Origin of the sequence: Ghiorsea bivora, from assembly GCF_000744415.1 — a bacterium.
GTDB classification, from domain to species: domain Bacteria; phylum Pseudomonadota; class Zetaproteobacteria; order Mariprofundales; family Mariprofundaceae; genus Ghiorsea; species Ghiorsea bivora.
Window position 1 is genome coordinate 1 of the sequence record NZ_JQLW01000006.1, and the last position, 15,442, is coordinate 15,442.

20 protein-coding genes and 1 pseudogene are annotated in these 15,442 nt (G+C 42.2%); 11 read left to right on the plus strand and 10 right to left on the minus strand.

Features of this window, described 5'->3' with window-relative positions; genetic code table 11:
• From DM09_RS02640 to DM09_RS02670, 7 genes are all read right to left on the minus strand, one after another.
• The coding region (locus DM09_RS02640) for a transposase (RefSeq protein ID WP_038247531.1) at window positions 1-243 on the minus strand (243 nt) is incomplete at its 3' end.
• Window positions 244-315: 72 nt separating this feature from the next.
• Window positions 316-669: a VOC family protein gene (locus DM09_RS02645; protein WP_038247532.1), complete on the minus strand. Its 354-nt coding sequence runs from the start codon at window positions 667-669 to the stop codon at window positions 316-318.
• A gap of 2 nt (window positions 670-671) precedes the next feature.
• The gene (locus DM09_RS02650) at window positions 672-1,130 is read right to left on the minus strand and encodes a YaiI/YqxD family protein (protein WP_038247533.1); all 459 of its coding nucleotides are present in this window, start codon (window positions 1,128-1,130) and stop codon (window positions 672-674) included.
• A gap of 57 nt (window positions 1,131-1,187) precedes the next feature.
• Window positions 1,188-1,451: a DUF2164 domain-containing protein gene (locus tag DM09_RS02655; RefSeq protein WP_232507731.1), complete on the minus strand. Its 264-nt coding sequence runs from the start codon at window positions 1,449-1,451 to the stop codon at window positions 1,188-1,190.
• A gap of 3 nt (window positions 1,452-1,454) precedes the next feature.
• A complete protein-coding gene (locus DM09_RS02660) occupies window positions 1,455-2,066 on the minus strand; it encodes a class I SAM-dependent methyltransferase (RefSeq protein ID WP_038247535.1) in 612 nt (203 codons plus the stop codon).
• Entirely contained in the window at window positions 2,067-2,786 is a 720-nt protein-coding gene (locus DM09_RS02665; protein ID WP_038247536.1) for a type 1 glutamine amidotransferase, read from the minus strand.
• Between the two features lie 20 nt (window positions 2,787-2,806).
• The gene (locus tag DM09_RS02670) at window positions 2,807-3,166 is read right to left on the minus strand and encodes a hypothetical protein (RefSeq protein WP_038247537.1); all 360 of its coding nucleotides are present in this window, start codon (window positions 3,164-3,166) and stop codon (window positions 2,807-2,809) included.
• Between the two features lie 284 nt (window positions 3,167-3,450).
• On the opposite strand from DM09_RS02670, the gene DM09_RS02675 reads away from it, so the two are divergent.
• A complete protein-coding gene (locus DM09_RS02675; RefSeq protein WP_038247538.1) occupies window positions 3,451-4,143 on the plus strand; it encodes an NfeD family protein in 693 nt (230 codons plus the stop codon).
• Between the two features lie 25 nt (window positions 4,144-4,168).
• On the opposite strand, the pseudogene DM09_RS11700 reads toward DM09_RS02675, so the two are convergent.
• Window positions 4,169-4,366 (minus strand): annotated as a pseudogene (locus DM09_RS11700) (transposase); the annotation flags it as partial.
• Between the two features lie 256 nt (window positions 4,367-4,622).
• On the opposite strand from DM09_RS11700, the gene DM09_RS02680 reads away from it, so the two are divergent.
• Window positions 4,623-4,901, plus strand: a complete 279-nt coding sequence (locus DM09_RS02680) for a BrnT family toxin (RefSeq protein ID WP_038247540.1) — start codon at window positions 4,623-4,625, stop codon at window positions 4,899-4,901.
• Window positions 4,898-5,188, plus strand: coding sequence for a hypothetical protein (locus tag DM09_RS02685; protein WP_038247542.1), 291 nt, complete (start codon window positions 4,898-4,900; stop codon window positions 5,186-5,188). Before DM09_RS02680 ends, DM09_RS02685 begins: the two co-directional genes overlap by 4 nt.
• A 13-nt stretch (window positions 5,189-5,201) precedes the next feature.
• Here DM09_RS02685 and hflX read toward each other — a convergent pair whose 3' ends face one another.
• Window positions 5,202-6,494, minus strand: a complete 1,293-nt coding sequence (gene hflX / locus DM09_RS02690; RefSeq protein ID WP_038247544.1) for a GTPase HflX — start codon at window positions 6,492-6,494, stop codon at window positions 5,202-5,204.
• A gap of 126 nt (window positions 6,495-6,620) precedes the next feature.
• Here hflX and DM09_RS02695 point away from each other — a divergent pair, with 126 nt between their 5' ends.
• From DM09_RS02695 to DM09_RS02730, 8 genes are all read left to right on the plus strand, one after another.
• Complete coding sequence (locus tag DM09_RS02695; protein WP_038247545.1) at window positions 6,621-7,919, plus strand: ATP-binding protein; 1,299 nt, start codon at window positions 6,621-6,623, stop codon at window positions 7,917-7,919.
• Entirely contained in the window at window positions 7,912-8,472 is a 561-nt protein-coding gene (locus tag DM09_RS02700; RefSeq protein ID WP_051937994.1) for a response regulator transcription factor, read from the plus strand. The genes DM09_RS02695 and DM09_RS02700 overlap by 8 nt, the downstream gene beginning before the upstream one ends.
• A gap of 82 nt (window positions 8,473-8,554) precedes the next feature.
• Window positions 8,555-9,637 (plus strand): hypothetical protein, encoded by a 1,083-nt coding sequence (locus DM09_RS02705; protein WP_038247546.1) that lies wholly within the window; start codon window positions 8,555-8,557, stop codon window positions 9,635-9,637.
• Window positions 9,638-9,737: 100 nt separating this feature from the next.
• Window positions 9,738-10,994, plus strand: a complete 1,257-nt coding sequence (locus tag DM09_RS02710; RefSeq protein WP_038247547.1) for a DEAD/DEAH box helicase — start codon at window positions 9,738-9,740, stop codon at window positions 10,992-10,994.
• 101 nt (window positions 10,995-11,095) lie between these two features.
• Window positions 11,096-11,356, plus strand: a complete 261-nt coding sequence (locus DM09_RS02715) for a hypothetical protein (protein WP_038247548.1) — start codon at window positions 11,096-11,098, stop codon at window positions 11,354-11,356.
• Window positions 11,353-11,847, plus strand: coding sequence for a response regulator (locus DM09_RS02720; protein ID WP_038247549.1), 495 nt, complete (start codon window positions 11,353-11,355; stop codon window positions 11,845-11,847). The genes DM09_RS02715 and DM09_RS02720 overlap by 4 nt, the downstream gene beginning before the upstream one ends.
• Before the next feature lie 3 nt (window positions 11,848-11,850).
• Complete coding sequence (locus DM09_RS02725; protein ID WP_038247550.1) at window positions 11,851-13,449, plus strand: HD domain-containing phosphohydrolase; 1,599 nt, start codon at window positions 11,851-11,853, stop codon at window positions 13,447-13,449.
• Complete coding sequence (locus tag DM09_RS02730; RefSeq protein ID WP_051937996.1) at window positions 13,442-14,032, plus strand: PilZ domain-containing protein; 591 nt, start codon at window positions 13,442-13,444, stop codon at window positions 14,030-14,032. The genes DM09_RS02725 and DM09_RS02730 overlap by 8 nt, the downstream gene beginning before the upstream one ends.
• Before the next feature lie 56 nt (window positions 14,033-14,088).
• Here DM09_RS02730 and glmM read toward each other — a convergent pair whose 3' ends face one another.
• Entirely contained in the window at window positions 14,089-15,441 is a 1,353-nt protein-coding gene (gene glmM, locus DM09_RS02735; RefSeq protein WP_038247551.1) for a phosphoglucosamine mutase, read from the minus strand.
• Window position 15,442 lies beyond the last annotated feature (1 nt).

Here is a 15,442-nt window from a genome sequence, read left to right on the forward strand (position 1 = left end):
AACTTCACCATGATCACCAATTAAACGCTTGCGGGAATAACCATTACGATGGTTATTTGTATCGCTACGCTCATGATGACCATAACCAAGATGTTCTTCCATCTCTGCACCAAGGGCTGTTTCAACCGTGAGTTTCGTTAATAGCTGACTAAGGCTCGATATGTCAGACTCAGTCTTCATATGCTTCGCCAACTCACTGGCTAAGGCGACCAACTTTGGGTCATATTTGTCTTTCTTCTTCATTATAAATACTCCTGTCAGCATTCTAGCTGTTTGAAATATTTACACAGTTGGATTTACAGTCTCCATTTTTACTTACTTATCTGACCACACGGCAAACTCATTACCCACAGGATCTTTAAAATGAAAACGTCGCCCACCGGGGAACATAAAAATGTCCTTACAAATCATTCCACCCGCATCTTGTGCTTCACCCTGAGTCTGCTCCAAATCAGCACTATACAAGACCACCAATACACTGCCCTGATCTATAGAAACAGTTTCACTTGATTGATAAAAAACACCATCTATTCCTGCATCAACAAAAGCGGTGTATTCAGGTCCATAATCTTTAAATGACCAGCCAAACACTTGGCTAAAAAAGTTTTTACTAACCAATATATCTTTACTCGGAATTTCCAAGTAATTAATCTTATGTTGCACACGCATAACTAACCTCCCTGTTTACGGTATCGGGTTAAAATCTTGTCCAACTGATTGGCAAAAGTTTGTCTATCTGCATGACTAAATGCAGCCTGCCCACCTGTAACCACGCCGCTACCTCTAAGTTCATCCATAAAATTACGCATGGTCAGCTGTGCTTTAATCGTTTCCGGCGAAAACAAACTTCCACGTGGACTTAATGCCAAACCTCCTTTCTTAATCACATCTGCAGCCAAGGGTACATCCGCCGTAATCACCAAATCCTTTCCCTTTAAATGCTCTACAATCCAAGCATCAGCAACATCAGCCCCACTATCTACCTTCACACTAAAAATATAAGTCGACTTGGGCACTTGCATTTTACTGTTGGCAACCAAAGTTGTTGTGATTTGTGTACGCTCTGCAGCACGAAATAACATCTCTTTCACAGGCACAGGGCATGCATCGGCATCTACCCAAATTTTCATAGACTCACTCATTTGCTAAAAAAGGTCTAAATAAGTCTGGACAAAGCAGGTTGTGGTTCATGATTTATTCAGATCTTCCCTAAATGTCGTTGGTTTTTCAAGCTCATAAATAGCATCTTGAATCACATCCAAACGCTCAGCCAATACCGCTTGTGCATCCAATAAACCACGGTTATAAAAAGAACTTCCCACCTCGGTTGCGAAAAAGTCCAACACAGCCTCTGCCTCAAACTGCCCTAAATCTTGATCCAGTTCTTGATCAAAATAACGCTTAATTTTATGCACCAATACTTCTTTTTCACCATCAGAAAATGCAATCAAGATTTATCCCCTCTCTGCTTTGCGCGCCATAACAAGAAAAATGGGATATGCATTATCATCTTTATAAACGGTTGTTACCGTTTCAAAATGCACATCGAGGAAGCCAGCTTGCTCTAATTTCTTTTGTAGCGCACTTCGCTCAAATCCATCATGAAACACCCCTTCAATATCCGCAGGATGAAAACTTCCATCTTCCGCATCTAAGTCTGCCAAAGCCACCCTTCCATCATCTTTCAAATGTTCATAAAAGCTTTGCAACAAAACATCTGTATCTTGCACATGGTGCATAGCCATAGCGCTCACAATCACATCAAACTTCTCATCAATGGGACAATCTAAAATATCCTGACAAACCGTAGTCACTTTGCCCTGCAACTCAGGTTTAGCTGCCAATCGTTCCAACATCGAAGGCGAAATATCCACTGCCGCAATACTTTGCACATGTGGCGCAATGGCTGAGCAAATCAACCCCGTACCCGCGCCAAAATCCATCACATGATGTTGTTTCTCAAAACCAACCTTTTGCACCATCGCTCCACCAATCGCTTGGGAAAGCATCTGCTTCATATCACCCTTATCCCAATCACCCGCTTTGTTTTCAAATAAATCTGTCATTTACGCTCCTAATGCCTTCAATACTTTAACCATGCTTTGATTTAAACGGCTAAACCGTTGTTGATCAGCAAGCATTTCCTTTGCCAACTGCACATAACTGTTTTGCTTCGACAAACTGGCATCCAGTTCATCACCACAGTTTTCTATCAATGCAGCAGCTGATTCAGGCGTGGTTTCTAGATGAAACTGCAAACCCAATACCCGATTATCATAAATAAAACCTTGGTTAGCGCATGCTTCACTCGCCCCCAAAGCTTTCACGCCTGCTGGCACATCAAAGGTATCCCCATGCCAATGGAAAGCTTCGAAGGTTTGAGGAAACACCCCATCCAGCACTGTTTCCTGTAATTCAGGCGAGCATTGAATATCAAACCAGCCGATTTCCTTACGTTTGCTTGCATACACTGCTCTTTTATCTCCTGAACCACCCATGACATCAGCAATCAACTGCGCCCCCAAACACACACCCAACACCGTTTTACCCGCATCAATAGCTTGTTTGATAAAAACCTTCTCAGTTTGTAACCATGAATACTCATCATAGTCATAAATACCCATGGGGCCACCCATGGCAATCAACCAATCAAATGTATCCACACTTGGCAAATGCTCACCAGCATACAGCCTCGTCACACTTAAATCATGACCCTGAGCTTGCAAATAAGGCTGTATCGCCCCTAACCCTTCAAAAGCTACATGTTGGATATAATGTACACGCATCAAACTACCCTCACACAGCTTTAATGATTATATTTCTCAGCAAGTTTAGCAAAGCGTTTGCACTCTGCCGTTTCATTTTGCATAGCATCGCAGCTTTGTTTCTCCAAGCTTTGATAACATGCCAATGCAGGCTGATACAAATCATGATTTTTTACAGCCCTATCATAATTATCCACCATATCCAAACACAAGTAATCCAAAGATTGCTCCATCATTTGCAACGTACCTGCTGGCATACTTTGCATATTCTGAGCACTCATCTGCGCCTTGGTACACTGTTTCAACTTTTCGCAATACCCTTTTAAGCTATCTGCCAGCTCATCGGCAAATACTGGTTGTGTAAACAACAATAACATCAAACTTAATATGATCTTCTTCATGTTCCCTACTCCCTTCAAACAGCAAAATACTTATGATTACCACCATAAGCATGGCTACCTCTAGTTCACACCCTGATACAATCAAAGAAACAAGCAAAGCACAATCCAAAATTGACAATATCCATGTTTATAGCTTATATAAGGTATTATCAGGGGTGGGAGCAACAATCCTCTTTTACTGTTTAATATTCAATATAATGGAAAATATATCCACCTATAGAAATCAATAATGTGGAATTTTTTATTGCTCCTGTATAGTTAGTTAAGGTAATAAGGGGCTACTCATGAAAACAAAATCAAAATTAGTATTTCTTGAACTCATTACTAGTCTATTTGGGTGGATCTGGATTGGCGCATCAATAATAGCACTGTATTCTCTTATCGTAGCTCTATTCTCTGATGGTACATGGTCTCAGTTTTTCTGGGCATTGGGTGCAAGTATTATTGCAAAATGGCTTACAAGAGGCTTCGAAGATAACAGGGAACGAATTGCGTATGAAGCCAAGTTAGTAAATGAGGGGTATTCGGTTGAAGAAGCGGGGCAAATATGGTTTCAGCAGTATTCCAAAACATCTGAATCAGGCAACCAATCAAATGACTTAATGGCTATTATTCAGGCATACGGAAAAGCAATAGAAACATCGGCTCCTTCTCCTAGTTGTGTAGCCGACGAAAACAAACTTCCCTATCCAAAAAATAAAATCAAAAAAGCCATAATTGCTGGATTACGCAGCACTGAAGATCCTCAAATAAAAGAGCACCTCAAGATCAGTTATATTCAGCTAGCTGATTGGCAAAAGGATGTTGGGGAATTAGATCAAGGCTTTAATCTAACGAATATCGATATAAACCAAGATACAGAGTCTCTTGCTAAAGCGGTTCTAAAACAACCATCTTCTTCAAGAAATTGGGCTACAATTACACAGAAAGAGCAAGAAATTCTAAAGCAAGAATTGCAGGACTTGGGTCTGTGGTAAAAGTCCCAATAAGAAAACGGTGAATTCAAGTTCCAAGTGCACCACGTTTAGCCGCATTGAAGACCTCATGAGGTGTTCGATAGTTGAGGCACTTTCTGGGTCGATGATTAATCTTTCGCACAGCTTGAGCAAGCATTTCATCAGTCATATTTTTAAAGCTGGTGCCTTTAGGGAAATATTGGCGTAACAATCCATTCGTATTTTCATTTAAACCCCGCTGCCATTTTACTGGACCACTACAGTCTTCATTTCTAGGCTTGTGGTGCACTTGCTAGTTGGGTTCACCAACTCTCTCGGAGCAAACGGGGTCAGTGCTTGATTCGCGTATTTCTGTTATCTTATTCAATCACCCAACCCTGCTTGGCTTTGAAGCTTTAGTGAAACCCATACTTTAAGATATAGCCATTTACCCTATTACATAAACATACCTTTTGAGATATGATTGCAATAGGCACACAAATTGTGCTATCCTCCCTCTTATGAAACCCATCAACTGGAATCCCGACAAAAATCGCAAGCTTATTGAAGAGCGAGGTGTTTCATTTGAAGATATTATTTTTTCTCTTCAGTCAGGTTGTTTGCTTGATGATATTTCGCACCCGAACCAAGAGAAGTATTCCCACCAACGGGTGTTTATCGTTGCAATCGACGATTACGCATATTTGGTGCCCTATATTGAAAATGACGAGGAAATATTTCTTAAAACCGTAGTGCCAAGCAGAAAAGCGACAAAACAGCACCTTGGAGGAAAAACATGAAAAAGGTCAAATTAAACAAAGAAGAACAAGACATTCTCAATGCTTACGAGTCTGGTGAATTTGAATCTGTGATGACGGATGAGCGGAAAGAATCTATTGAGCAGATAGCTGCCGCCACTTTCAAAAAAGATAAGCGAATCAATATAAGATTATCTGGAAGGGATTTATCCGCAATTCAGAGAAGAGCTTTGGAAGAAGGTATTCCCTATCAAACATTAGTGACTAGCATTTTGCATAAGTATGTTTCAGGTAGTCTGTATGATGCCACAGCTAATAAAAGCAACTAACTGATGCTAGGCGTTAACCTTTCACCACCCAATCTTGCACTTGGCTTTGAAATTTGGGTGAAATCCGCACTTTAATTTGTAGCCACTCATCATCAGCTTGCTGAGATAACACTAGGCCGTGCTCATGACACCAAGCAAGGGTTTTACCATCGGCGATGGGTAGTTTGAGGGCAAGTTCAACCATATTTTGCTCACTCCACTTGGCAAGCAATGTCATCAAATCATCCATGCCTTGACCTGTAATTGCAGACAATGCAATGCGCGAACCATCAATATCTTCACGAATGGTAGTGGTCACTTGTGGAGCCAAATCAATCTTGTTTAACACTTCCACAATCGGTGGCGCATGATCACCATCTAGCCCAAGTTCTTTTAGGGTTTCAATTACTACAGCTTTATGATTAGGGCTTTCAGGGTCTGAAATATCACGCACATGTAAAATCAAATCGGCTTCAATCACTTCTTCCAAAGTAGCGCGAAAAGCATTCACCAGCTCATGGGGCAATTCTTGTACAAAACCCACAGTGTCCGACATCATCAAAGTAACACTGTTGGGCAGCTTAATTTGCCTCAGCGTGGGGTCTAATGTAGCAAATAATTGGTCGGCAACATAAGCATCGGCTTGGGTGATTTTATTAAATAATGTGGATTTACCAGCATTGGTATAACCCACCAATGCCACAGTTAATACATCCCTACGTTTACGACCTTCACGTTGAGTTGCCCGCATTTGACGTACTTTGGCGAGGTCTTGCTCAATGCGTTTGATGCTATCGCGAATCATACGTTTATCCAGCTCCAGTTGACGCTCACCAGGGCCACCCATAAAACCAACACCACCACGTTGCCGCTCAAGATGTGTCCAAGTGCGAACCAACCTACTGATTTGATAGTTAAGGCTAGCAAGCTCCACTTGCATCACCCCTTCCCTTGTTTGGGCTCTTGCGCCAAAGATTTCCAGAATCAAACCTGTTCTATCAATCACTTTACAATTAAAAGCTGTTTCAAGATTACGCTGTTGAATGGGTGATAATTGATGGTCCACAAACACCACGGCAGCTTCATGAATTTCAACACGCCGTGCAATATCTTTGGCTTGCCCTGAACCTATCAATGTGGCGGGCAATGCTCGGCGCACATTCATCAACACCGATTCTTCCAACGGACAACCCAACGACAAAACCAAACGTTCAAACTCTTCAAATCGAGACTTACTCGCCGCATCACCCCAGCGCATTTCGGCAAGCCGAGGATGCAGCGCAATCACTTTGTCTTGTTGATGTTCCGTTTCTGTCAGTTCGCTCATGAATACCCTTAAAATTTATCTGTTTATTGACAAGCCTGCCTTTATCAGCCCATGCTTTAGCGCACAAGTATGACAACAAACGACGCGAAACCTAGCATTTCGCACACGGGAGCAAGCAACCCCATCATGACAGCAGCAAGCAACACTGCCAATATTAATATTTACCACCTCAACCGCTTGTTTTTATTTCGAGCAAGCATGGTGGTTGCATATGAAATTTTATTGCTGACCATTGCTGTTCGTTTGAGTGACAACCATTTTCCTTTGCTGCAAGTGATGTTTATTGTCGGCTTATACGCTGCATTCACCATCATCACATGGCTAAAACAACCCAAAACATCCACCATTTCGCCCAACTATTTATTTTTTCAGCTTTGCATCGATGTATTGGCACTCACCTTATTGCTTTACTACACTGGCGGCTCAAACAACCCATTTGTGTCCTTATTTTTATTACCCCTACTGCTGGTCGCTGCGATTTTCCCCAAACCCTATATTTGGAGCATGGCGATGGTAACCACCATCAGTTATGCCATTCTTCTCTTATTCCCCTACCAACAAAACCAAGGCATGGGATACATGAACCCCGCAAACATGAGCAACTCCGCTATGAACAGCCATGCCATTGGTATGGCAGCGAGTTTTTTATTTAGTGTGGTGGTGATTTTATTTTTTGTGGTTTCCATGGCGGAATCCCTGCGTGACCGCGAACGTAAACTTGCGATTGCCCATGAAAAAAGCTTGCGTGATGAACATGTGATTGCCCTCGGCACATTGGCAGCAGGCGCTGCCCACGAACTGGGCACACCATTGGGAACCATGGCTATTTTAACCAAAGAAATGGAACGTGAGTATACCGATAATACAGAGCTTTTAGAGCAAGTTCAGATTTTAAGAGAACAAGTGAATCGCTGCAAAACCACGATTTCGCAAATGAGCAGCAGTGCTGGGCAATTGCGCGCCACAGGTGGCAAAAACATGGTCATCACCGATTATATCACTAACATTGGTAAACATTGGCAAAACGAACATAAGCTCACCCAACTTGAAACCCACTTCCCCTCAACAAAAGATGCACCTGAACTTGTGGTGGACGACACCTTGCAACAAGCCTTGATGAGTCTACTCAACAATGCAGCAGATGCAGGAGCACAACATATCAAACTCAATCTCAACTGGAATGATACGCATTTGAATATCGATATTTGCGATGATGGTGAAGGTTTAAGCAAGGAAGTACAAAGAACCTTAGGCAAACCATTTGTGAGCACCAAACCCAATGGGCAAGGACTAGGCTTTTATTTGGCGCAAGCCGTAATTTCACGCATGAGTGGCAATATTCACATTGAAAACCAAAGCAATAACCGTGGTGCTTGTGTCTATATTCAACTACCACTGCAAAACATAAGGTCATCCCATGCATGAAATAATGGACGATATGATTACACCCCACCCCACCTTGCTTTTGGTGGATGATGATGAATTATACTGTCGTATTTTGGGCAATGCGCTTAGCAAACGTGGTTTTTCTGTGCTCACCGCTCACAATGTACAACAAGCGCTTGAAGTAGTCGGCGAAGTACCGCCCAAATATGCAGTGATTGATTTAAACATGCCTGGCGACTCAGGCTTGGTATTGATTGAAAAAATCCACAAGTTAGACCCTGAGTCACATATAGTGGTGCTCACAGGTTATGCCAGCGTTGCCACAGCTGTGGAAGCCATCAAACTGGGTGCAACCCACTATCTCGCTAAACCCGCCGATGCTGATGAAGTGCTCAAAGCCTTGGGCAAAAGCGAGGGCGATACAGGCATTGAAGTCAAACAACAGCCCATGTCACCCAAACGTTTGGAATGGGAACATATCCAAAAAGTGCTCACAGAAAATGGCGGTAATATCTCCGAAACTGCAAGGCAGCTAGGTTTACACCGCCGCACCTTGCAACGCAAGCTACAAAAGCGCCCTGTCAACGAATAATCTAAACCCTGCGGCATCGTGTCGCATGTTCAAGCCTTCACCTACTTCCTAAAGTTTGTCCATCAAATTTTGGGAGAAATCAATGAATACGGTAAAAACTTTAAGCATCGCAACAGCTTTGCTATGTAGCAGCTTAGCATTATCACAACAATCAAACGCTAGCGAATGTGGACTTTCATGTTGTATCGCTGCGGGGATGGATGGTGTTGGTTCAAACAATGGGTTTAACATTTCATTGCAATACGACACCATGATTATGAAAACCAATAAAACAGGGACATCCACAATCAGTTCGACCCAAATTATCAATAACAAACTGGCCGGTGTAACAACTGGTATGTATACCGTATCCACAAAAATGGTGATGCAAAAAATAGCAGCTAATGTTTCATATCGTATTGACCAAGATAATGCCTTACTTCTGACTTTACCTTACATTATCAATGATATGGATATGCAAATGGGCATGAAAATGATGGGGAACATTACATACAAAAACATGACGATGGATACCATTCAAGGCATTGGAGATGTATCACTTCTTTATATCCGCAATCTTTACAAAGATAGCGAATTCAGAACCCGAAAACGCATTTCTATTGGCATTGGTATTAAAGCTCCAACAGGCACATCTGATGCCAGAAATGCAAAAGGCGAGCTCGTCCACATGATGATGCAAGCAGGCACCAATGCATGGGATGCCTTATTTAGCATCAATAGTGTTTTAGCCTTTGGACAACATGATGATGGTGGTGCCCAGTGGATAATATCGCCTTCATTGTTTTACCAAGCCAATACAAGAAACGATCTAGGGTATAAGGTGGGCAACCGCTTAAACTACGACATTTCCACCCGCTATCGGCTTACATCTCTATTTAATATCAAGTTCGATTTAAACGGCGTAAAATCAGAGCAAGACAGCACAGATGGAACCATAGATACTGCAACAGGTAACATTGCATACCAAAATGTAAATGGAAATGTTTTGGATAATATTGCCAACACAGGATTGCACTCCATTTTTATCTCACCCGGCTTTCAATGGATTCTCGATGATGGCTATAATTTAAGCGGCGAATATCGAATTCCTGTGTATCAAGATGTTAACGGCATCCAACAAGTGACGGATAACTGGTACTTTCTACGCGTAAGCAAAAGTTTCTAGCCTAATTTCGCATAAAAACAGAGCAACCTAACCGCTGCTCTGTTTTCATAGGCATATGCAAATAAAATAGTTAGCTTACCGCTCTGCGAAAGAGGATTCTATGAAATTTGAGCAATACCACATCTCTGAAGACATCAAAAAAAACCTAAGTAAGTTAGGTTTTAAACGCCCAACGGATATTCAATTCAAAGCCATTCCATCCATTATGGCAGGTGAAGATGTGCTCGCGATTGCTCAAACGGGTACAGGTAAAACCGCAGCTTTTGCGATTCCTGTGATTGATAAAATTCATAAATTTAAAAGCAGTAAACGTTCGTATGGCATCAAATGTATTGTGCTTGCCCCTACCCGCGAATTAGCCCAGCAAATTGGCGAAGTATTTACCAAGTTGGCACGACATACCCGCGTTAAAACCTTTGCTTTGTATGGTGGCGTAGAGCAAGAGCAACAAATTGCCAAGCTTCAAGATGGTATTGATGTTTTGATTGCAACCCCAGGGCGAATGTTTGATTTGATTAACCAAGATGTGATTAAACTGGAAGGCGTGAGCACGCTGATTTTGGATGAAGCCGACCATATGCTTGATTTGGGTTTTATTGAAGACATTAAATACATCAAAAAGATGGTCTATCATAAACACCAAACCCTATTCTTTTCCGCAACCATCAATGATGAGATTAAAAAACTTGCGTATTCCCAAGTAAAATCGGCTGCCATTCGTATTCAAGTTTCACCCAAAGACAAAGTGTCCAAAAACATCACGCACTTTGTCATGTTTGTCGATATGGATGATAAACGTTTCTTTTTGGAGCGGTTTATCAACGAAAACCCTGATAGTCGTATGATTGTCTTTGTACGTACGCGTGTTCGCGCAGAGCGCGTTGCCAAAGCCATGGCTAGGGTTGGCATTGAAACAGTCACCATTCATGGCGATAAAGATCAACATGAACGTTCAGACATTATGCGTAGCTTTAAACAAGGGCATGGCAATATCCTGATTGCCACCGATGTCAGTGCGCGCGGCATTGATATTGCCGATATTGATTATGTGATTAACTATGACCTACCCGAACGCGAAGAAAATTATGTACACCGAGTTGGGCGTACAGGGCGCGGTGTGAATAAAGGCACAGCCATTTCCTTTTGTGCACCTGAAGAAAAAGAACTGCTTGAAAATATCCAAGCATTTTTGAGCAAACCCATTGAAGTGCTCAAAGTATCCAAACACGAATACGAACAAACCCGTACTATTCCTGATGAACCAGCTAGCCTTCGCGCTATTATCAATGATGATGTGCTGCCTAAGAAAAAGCGAAAAACCAAGAAAAAAGTTAAAAAACCAAAAAAGAAAAAATAAAGTTAAAGTCCAGCATACTATTGCCGATGGTTTGTTCTGAAAGGGTGAATGTGTAACAGCATACATTCTAAGAATAAGATTTAAAAGAGGTTGGTACCGTTATGACGATTCGTCCTACAGATGGTTTGGTTTCACGACTACTGCAACAGCAGTCGCGCACATCAAATACACCTACGCCAACAAGCGAATCGCGTAAAACTGCAGATCATGTCAATATTTCTGCTCAAGCCCGTGAGCAAGGTAGTGAAGCCCAGCCCCAAAAACAAAATGGCACCAATACCTATGGGCAAAAACAAGAAAAACTAGAATCCCAATTGATTGGTTTATATACCAAACATGAACGGTATGAGTCAAAAGATTGACTGTCCCCAAGCTACTTATCGCCGAAGATGATGAAGCTTTAGGCGCATTACTTGAAGAATATCTCGATTCTTCTGGTTACCAAGTCACCTTGGTTCAGCGCGGTGATGATGCAGTCGCTGCTATCAAGTCACAACATTTTGACATTGTACTCACCGATATTGTCATGCCTGGTGCAGATGGTCTGCATGTCTTGGCAGAAAGCAAAGGAAATCCAAGTAAAACCCTTGTCGTTTTAATGACAGCTTATTCTGGCATCGAAGATGCTATACATGCTGTAGAACAAGGAGCCTATGATTTTGTTAGTAAACCATTCCAATTGCCTGAAATACGTGTTCGCCTTGATAATGCAGCACGCTACCAATCCCTTCTTCGCAAGTGGTCTGCCGTTGAGCGCCAAGAAAACAATGAAGAGTTCACACCTTATATTGCACCTGATTCATCCATATATGCACCTGCTGCCATCAAAGCTTATGGTGTCCGCAAAGGTTAAGCCATGTTAAAAATCCTTGTCATTGAAGACCAGCCTGCTGTCCGTGAAATTATTTCCGAAGTGATTCAAGGTATGCACATCAAAATGGACATTGGGCAGTCAAGCAGCCTCAAAGAAGCCGAAGTTGCCTTACATGAACAGAGCTGGGATATGGTTGTCACCGACTTAAGTCTAGGTGATGGTAATTCGTTGGATTTAATTTCAACACTACAGCAGAAACACATCACATTGCCACCCATTGTGCTCATCAGTGGTTTTCTCACCGACAAACATGTCCAACAAGCAAAAAGTCTCAATATTGAGCATATACTTGCCAAACCCTTTGACCCTGATGTGTTGTTGGGTTGTGTACAAGATGTACTGGATCTAAAGAATATCATTAAAGTTCCAGCCACATCAAACAACCACGCACATGATAGTAAGTTACTGCCTGAAATGTTTGAAATGGACAGAAAACTAGGGCTTTTGTTTCGTATGTTTGACGAAATGCCCAAAAGCCCCGATGTATCTTCAGTATGTGATAGCGCACTAAAAATAGCCATTGATATGGTGCATGCCCAAGGTGGTTACCTTGCCTTGTATGAGCGCAATAAAGAAACATTGGTGCAAGTCGCATTCCAAGGCAGTAATTCGCCTAATCCTATTGCGAAAACATGTCACTTACATGATACACCTTTTGCACCTTTGATTCATGCTTCACAAGAGTTTATTGAGGTGCTGCCCCAACAGCAGGTCAAACCATGTTGGCCAGATATTGAAAGTAATGCTTACTTGGCAATCCCTGTTTACCTTCAAGGTATTCCTATGGGGGTTTTATGTTTAACCAATCGTTTAAACACATCACCTTTAACCGATGAATCCCGGTACATGCTCAGTTTGCTCATCAAGAAACTGGATACGCTTTTGGATAACCGTGCTGTGCATGCAGCACTTGCTGACAGCATGAATGAAACACTGATTGCATTGGTACGCTCTTTGGAAGCAAGGGATAGATATACCAAAGACCATTCATCTCGAGTCAGCCTACTTTCTGTTCAGTTTGCTCGAGCTTTAGGGCTGGATGATGAAAGTGTTCAACTGATTAAAACGGGTGGTTTGTTACATGATATTGGCAAAGTTGGTATAGCAGACTCTGTACTACTCAAACCGGGTCGGTATACCGACCAAGAATATAATATTATGAAAGCCCACCCTGCCATTGGTGATTCTATTCTTAAAAATATGGATACTTTGGTTCGTGAACGTTTAATTGTACGCCATCATCATGAACGTTGGGATGGCAAAGGTTACCCCGATAAAATTGGCAGCACTGAAATTCCTTTTGAAGCACGTATTGTTTGTGTAGCCGATGCTATTGATGCCATGACCACCCACAGGGTTTACCGTCAAGCCAAACCCTTATCTTTTTGCGCTGAGCAGTTAGAGTTTGCCTCAGGAAGCCAGTTCGACCCACAAGTTGTTGCCGTAGCTCTTGAGGCAATTCGCCAAGGTAATATTTTCACACAAGCCAAATCTGACAATTGTGATGAAGGTGTGATGCCTATCCAAGCTTCTATGGGCCAAGATAAATCAATAAAACAACAGGAGTTGCCTTATGCCTGATCAAAATCGAAGACAAGATTTTCGCATTGATGATATTCTGCCCATGCAAGATACATTGCTCACCAAAGATGAGTATGAAGCCCAAAGTGAACAAATTGGTATTCGTTCTCGACAAAATAGTATGTTACAAGAAATGGTCGGCCGTGATATTTTTTCTTCAAATATGAAAGAAAGCCTTAATCATGATATGGCAGCTGCTATTGAAACCTTAGATGCCAAGCTTAACTATTTGATTGGCGTTAATATGCTTAATGATGCCAACCGCAGCGATCTTAAAGAACGCTCTGTAAATTTAAGTGTTACGGGCACAAGTTTTTTTACTAAAAAGTCATATCAGAAAGGTGACTACATCAAAACCACCATGATGCTCCCCTCTTTCCCACCAACCATTCTTGAACTTGTGGGTACGGTGACATGGGTAAAAAAACAAGACAGCGACGCATTACATATTGGTGTACGCTTTCACTACCGTTGTGATGAAGAAGAAAACAGTATTGCCAAATATGTATTCCGCCGCCACCGCGAAAGCATACGCCTGCGAGCCAAACAAGAGCAGCAACGCAACAATTCGCAAGCATCATAGTACCCCCGCGATGCATGCCGCAACCCTGCATCCAAGGTCAACCTCAGATTTTTGGGTTACATCAACGTTTTGATAGTAAAAGTAAGCTCTTCAACCAAACGATTACCAACATCTAACATCAAAGTTTCACTTTCCGCTTCAAGCATGACCCGAAGTTTTGGTTCCGTACCCGATGCTCGCACATTAATCCGACCTGTATTGCCCAAGCTTTGCTCTGCATTTTGAATCAATGTTTGCACAGATGCATCACTTAACACATCCACTTTCTTTTCCATCACAATATTCCACAGTTTTTGTGGATAAAGCGTTAAATCTTTAGCCAATTCAGAAAGCGGTTGCGCTGTTTCTTGCATTGCACATAACAACTGCAAGGCAGTCATTAAACCATCCCCCGTGGTATTGCTATCCAATAAAATCATGTGACCCGATTGTTCACCACCAAGATTACAACCTTTATCCCGCATCATTTCCAACACATATCTATCGCCAACGTTTGCTCGCAACATTTGCACACCACGTTGTTCAAGGAACTTACCCAGCCCCATATTGCTCATCAAGGTGGTCACCACTGCCTGCCCTTTGAGTTTTCCTTGCTTGAGTAAATGGTCAGCCAAAATAGCAATCACTTGATCACCATCCACAAGCTGACCTTGGGCATTACAAGCAATGAGTCTATCTGCATCACCATCCAGTGCAAAACCAATATCCGCACCTACATCAATCACTTTCTGACACATCGTTTCAGGATATGTCGAGCCACACTGTTGATTGATATTGTAACCATCAGGTTGGTCAAATAAGGAAATGACTTCACAACCCATTTCTTTAAACAAACTTGGGGCAACATCATAAGCTGCACCATTGGCACTATCGATGACCACTTTTAGCCCATCAAAACGAACACCTCGCGGCAATGAAGACTTTAAAAACTCAATATAACGACCCCGTGCATCATCAACACGCACAGCTTTACCAATCTCCAAAGCAGGTGGTAATGGTGGCAAGTTATCAAGTGCGGCTTCAATTTCTAGCTCCACACTATCAGGAAGTTTAAAACCATCGGCAGCAAAAAACTTAATACCATTATCACCCGCTGGATTATGTGAAGCAGATAACACCACACCCGCATCAGCCCGTAGGCTTCGCGTCAAATAAGCCACTGCAGGTGTAGGCACAGGACCAACAAGCAATACATTCATACCTTGGGCTGTAAGCCCTGCACATAAAGCTGATTCAATCATATAACCCGAAAGCCGCGTATCTTTACCAATCAAGACATGTGGTTTGTGTTTTAAATGTTTGGTCAAAACATGACCAGCGGCTCTACCTAAACGCAAAGCAAATTCAGCAGTCATTGGGTCAGTATTCACTACCCCTCTCACACCATCTGTACCAAAATAACGACGCATA

Bases quoted from the DNA above. Each gene is read 5' to 3' on its own strand.
- DM09_RS02715 (WP_038247548.1), top strand. From the start codon at position 11,096: ATGACGATTCGTCCTACAGATGGTTTGGTTTCACGACTACTGCAACAG.
- DM09_RS02685 (WP_038247542.1), top strand. From the start codon at position 4,898: ATGAAAAAGGTCAAATTAAACAAAGAAGAACAAGACATTCTCAATGCT.
- DM09_RS02700 (WP_051937994.1), top strand. From the start codon at position 7,912: ATGCATGAAATAATGGACGATATGATTACACCCCACCCCACCTTGCTT.
- DM09_RS02665 (WP_038247536.1), bottom strand. From the start codon at position 2,786: ATGCGTGTACATTATATCCAACATGTAGCTTTTGAAGGGTTAGGGGCG.
- DM09_RS02725 (WP_038247550.1), top strand. From the start codon at position 11,851: ATGTTAAAAATCCTTGTCATTGAAGACCAGCCTGCTGTCCGTGAAATT.
- DM09_RS02675 (WP_038247538.1), top strand. From the start codon at position 3,451: ATGAAAACAAAATCAAAATTAGTATTTCTTGAACTCATTACTAGTCTA.
- DM09_RS02710 (WP_038247547.1), top strand. From the start codon at position 9,738: ATGAAATTTGAGCAATACCACATCTCTGAAGACATCAAAAAAAACCTA.
- DM09_RS02670 (WP_038247537.1), bottom strand. From the start codon at position 3,166: ATGAAGAAGATCATATTAAGTTTGATGTTATTGTTGTTTACACAACCA.
- DM09_RS02660 (WP_038247535.1), bottom strand. From the start codon at position 2,066: ATGACAGATTTATTTGAAAACAAAGCGGGTGATTGGGATAAGGGTGAT.
- DM09_RS02650 (WP_038247533.1), bottom strand. From the start codon at position 1,130: ATGAAAATTTGGGTAGATGCCGATGCATGCCCTGTGCCTGTGAAAGAG.
- DM09_RS02680 (WP_038247540.1), top strand. From the start codon at position 4,623: ATGAAACCCATCAACTGGAATCCCGACAAAAATCGCAAGCTTATTGAA.
- DM09_RS02705 (WP_038247546.1), top strand. From the start codon at position 8,555: ATGAATACGGTAAAAACTTTAAGCATCGCAACAGCTTTGCTATGTAGC.
- DM09_RS02695 (WP_038247545.1), top strand. From the start codon at position 6,621: ATGACAGCAGCAAGCAACACTGCCAATATTAATATTTACCACCTCAAC.
- glmM (WP_038247551.1), bottom strand. From the start codon at position 15,441: ATGCGTCGTTATTTTGGTACAGATGGTGTGAGAGGGGTAGTGAATACT.
- DM09_RS02730 (WP_051937996.1), top strand. From the start codon at position 13,442: ATGCCTGATCAAAATCGAAGACAAGATTTTCGCATTGATGATATTCTG.
- hflX (WP_038247544.1), bottom strand. From the start codon at position 6,494: ATGAGCGAACTGACAGAAACGGAACATCAACAAGACAAAGTGATTGCG.
- DM09_RS02645 (WP_038247532.1), bottom strand. From the start codon at position 669: ATGCGTGTGCAACATAAGATTAATTACTTGGAAATTCCGAGTAAAGAT.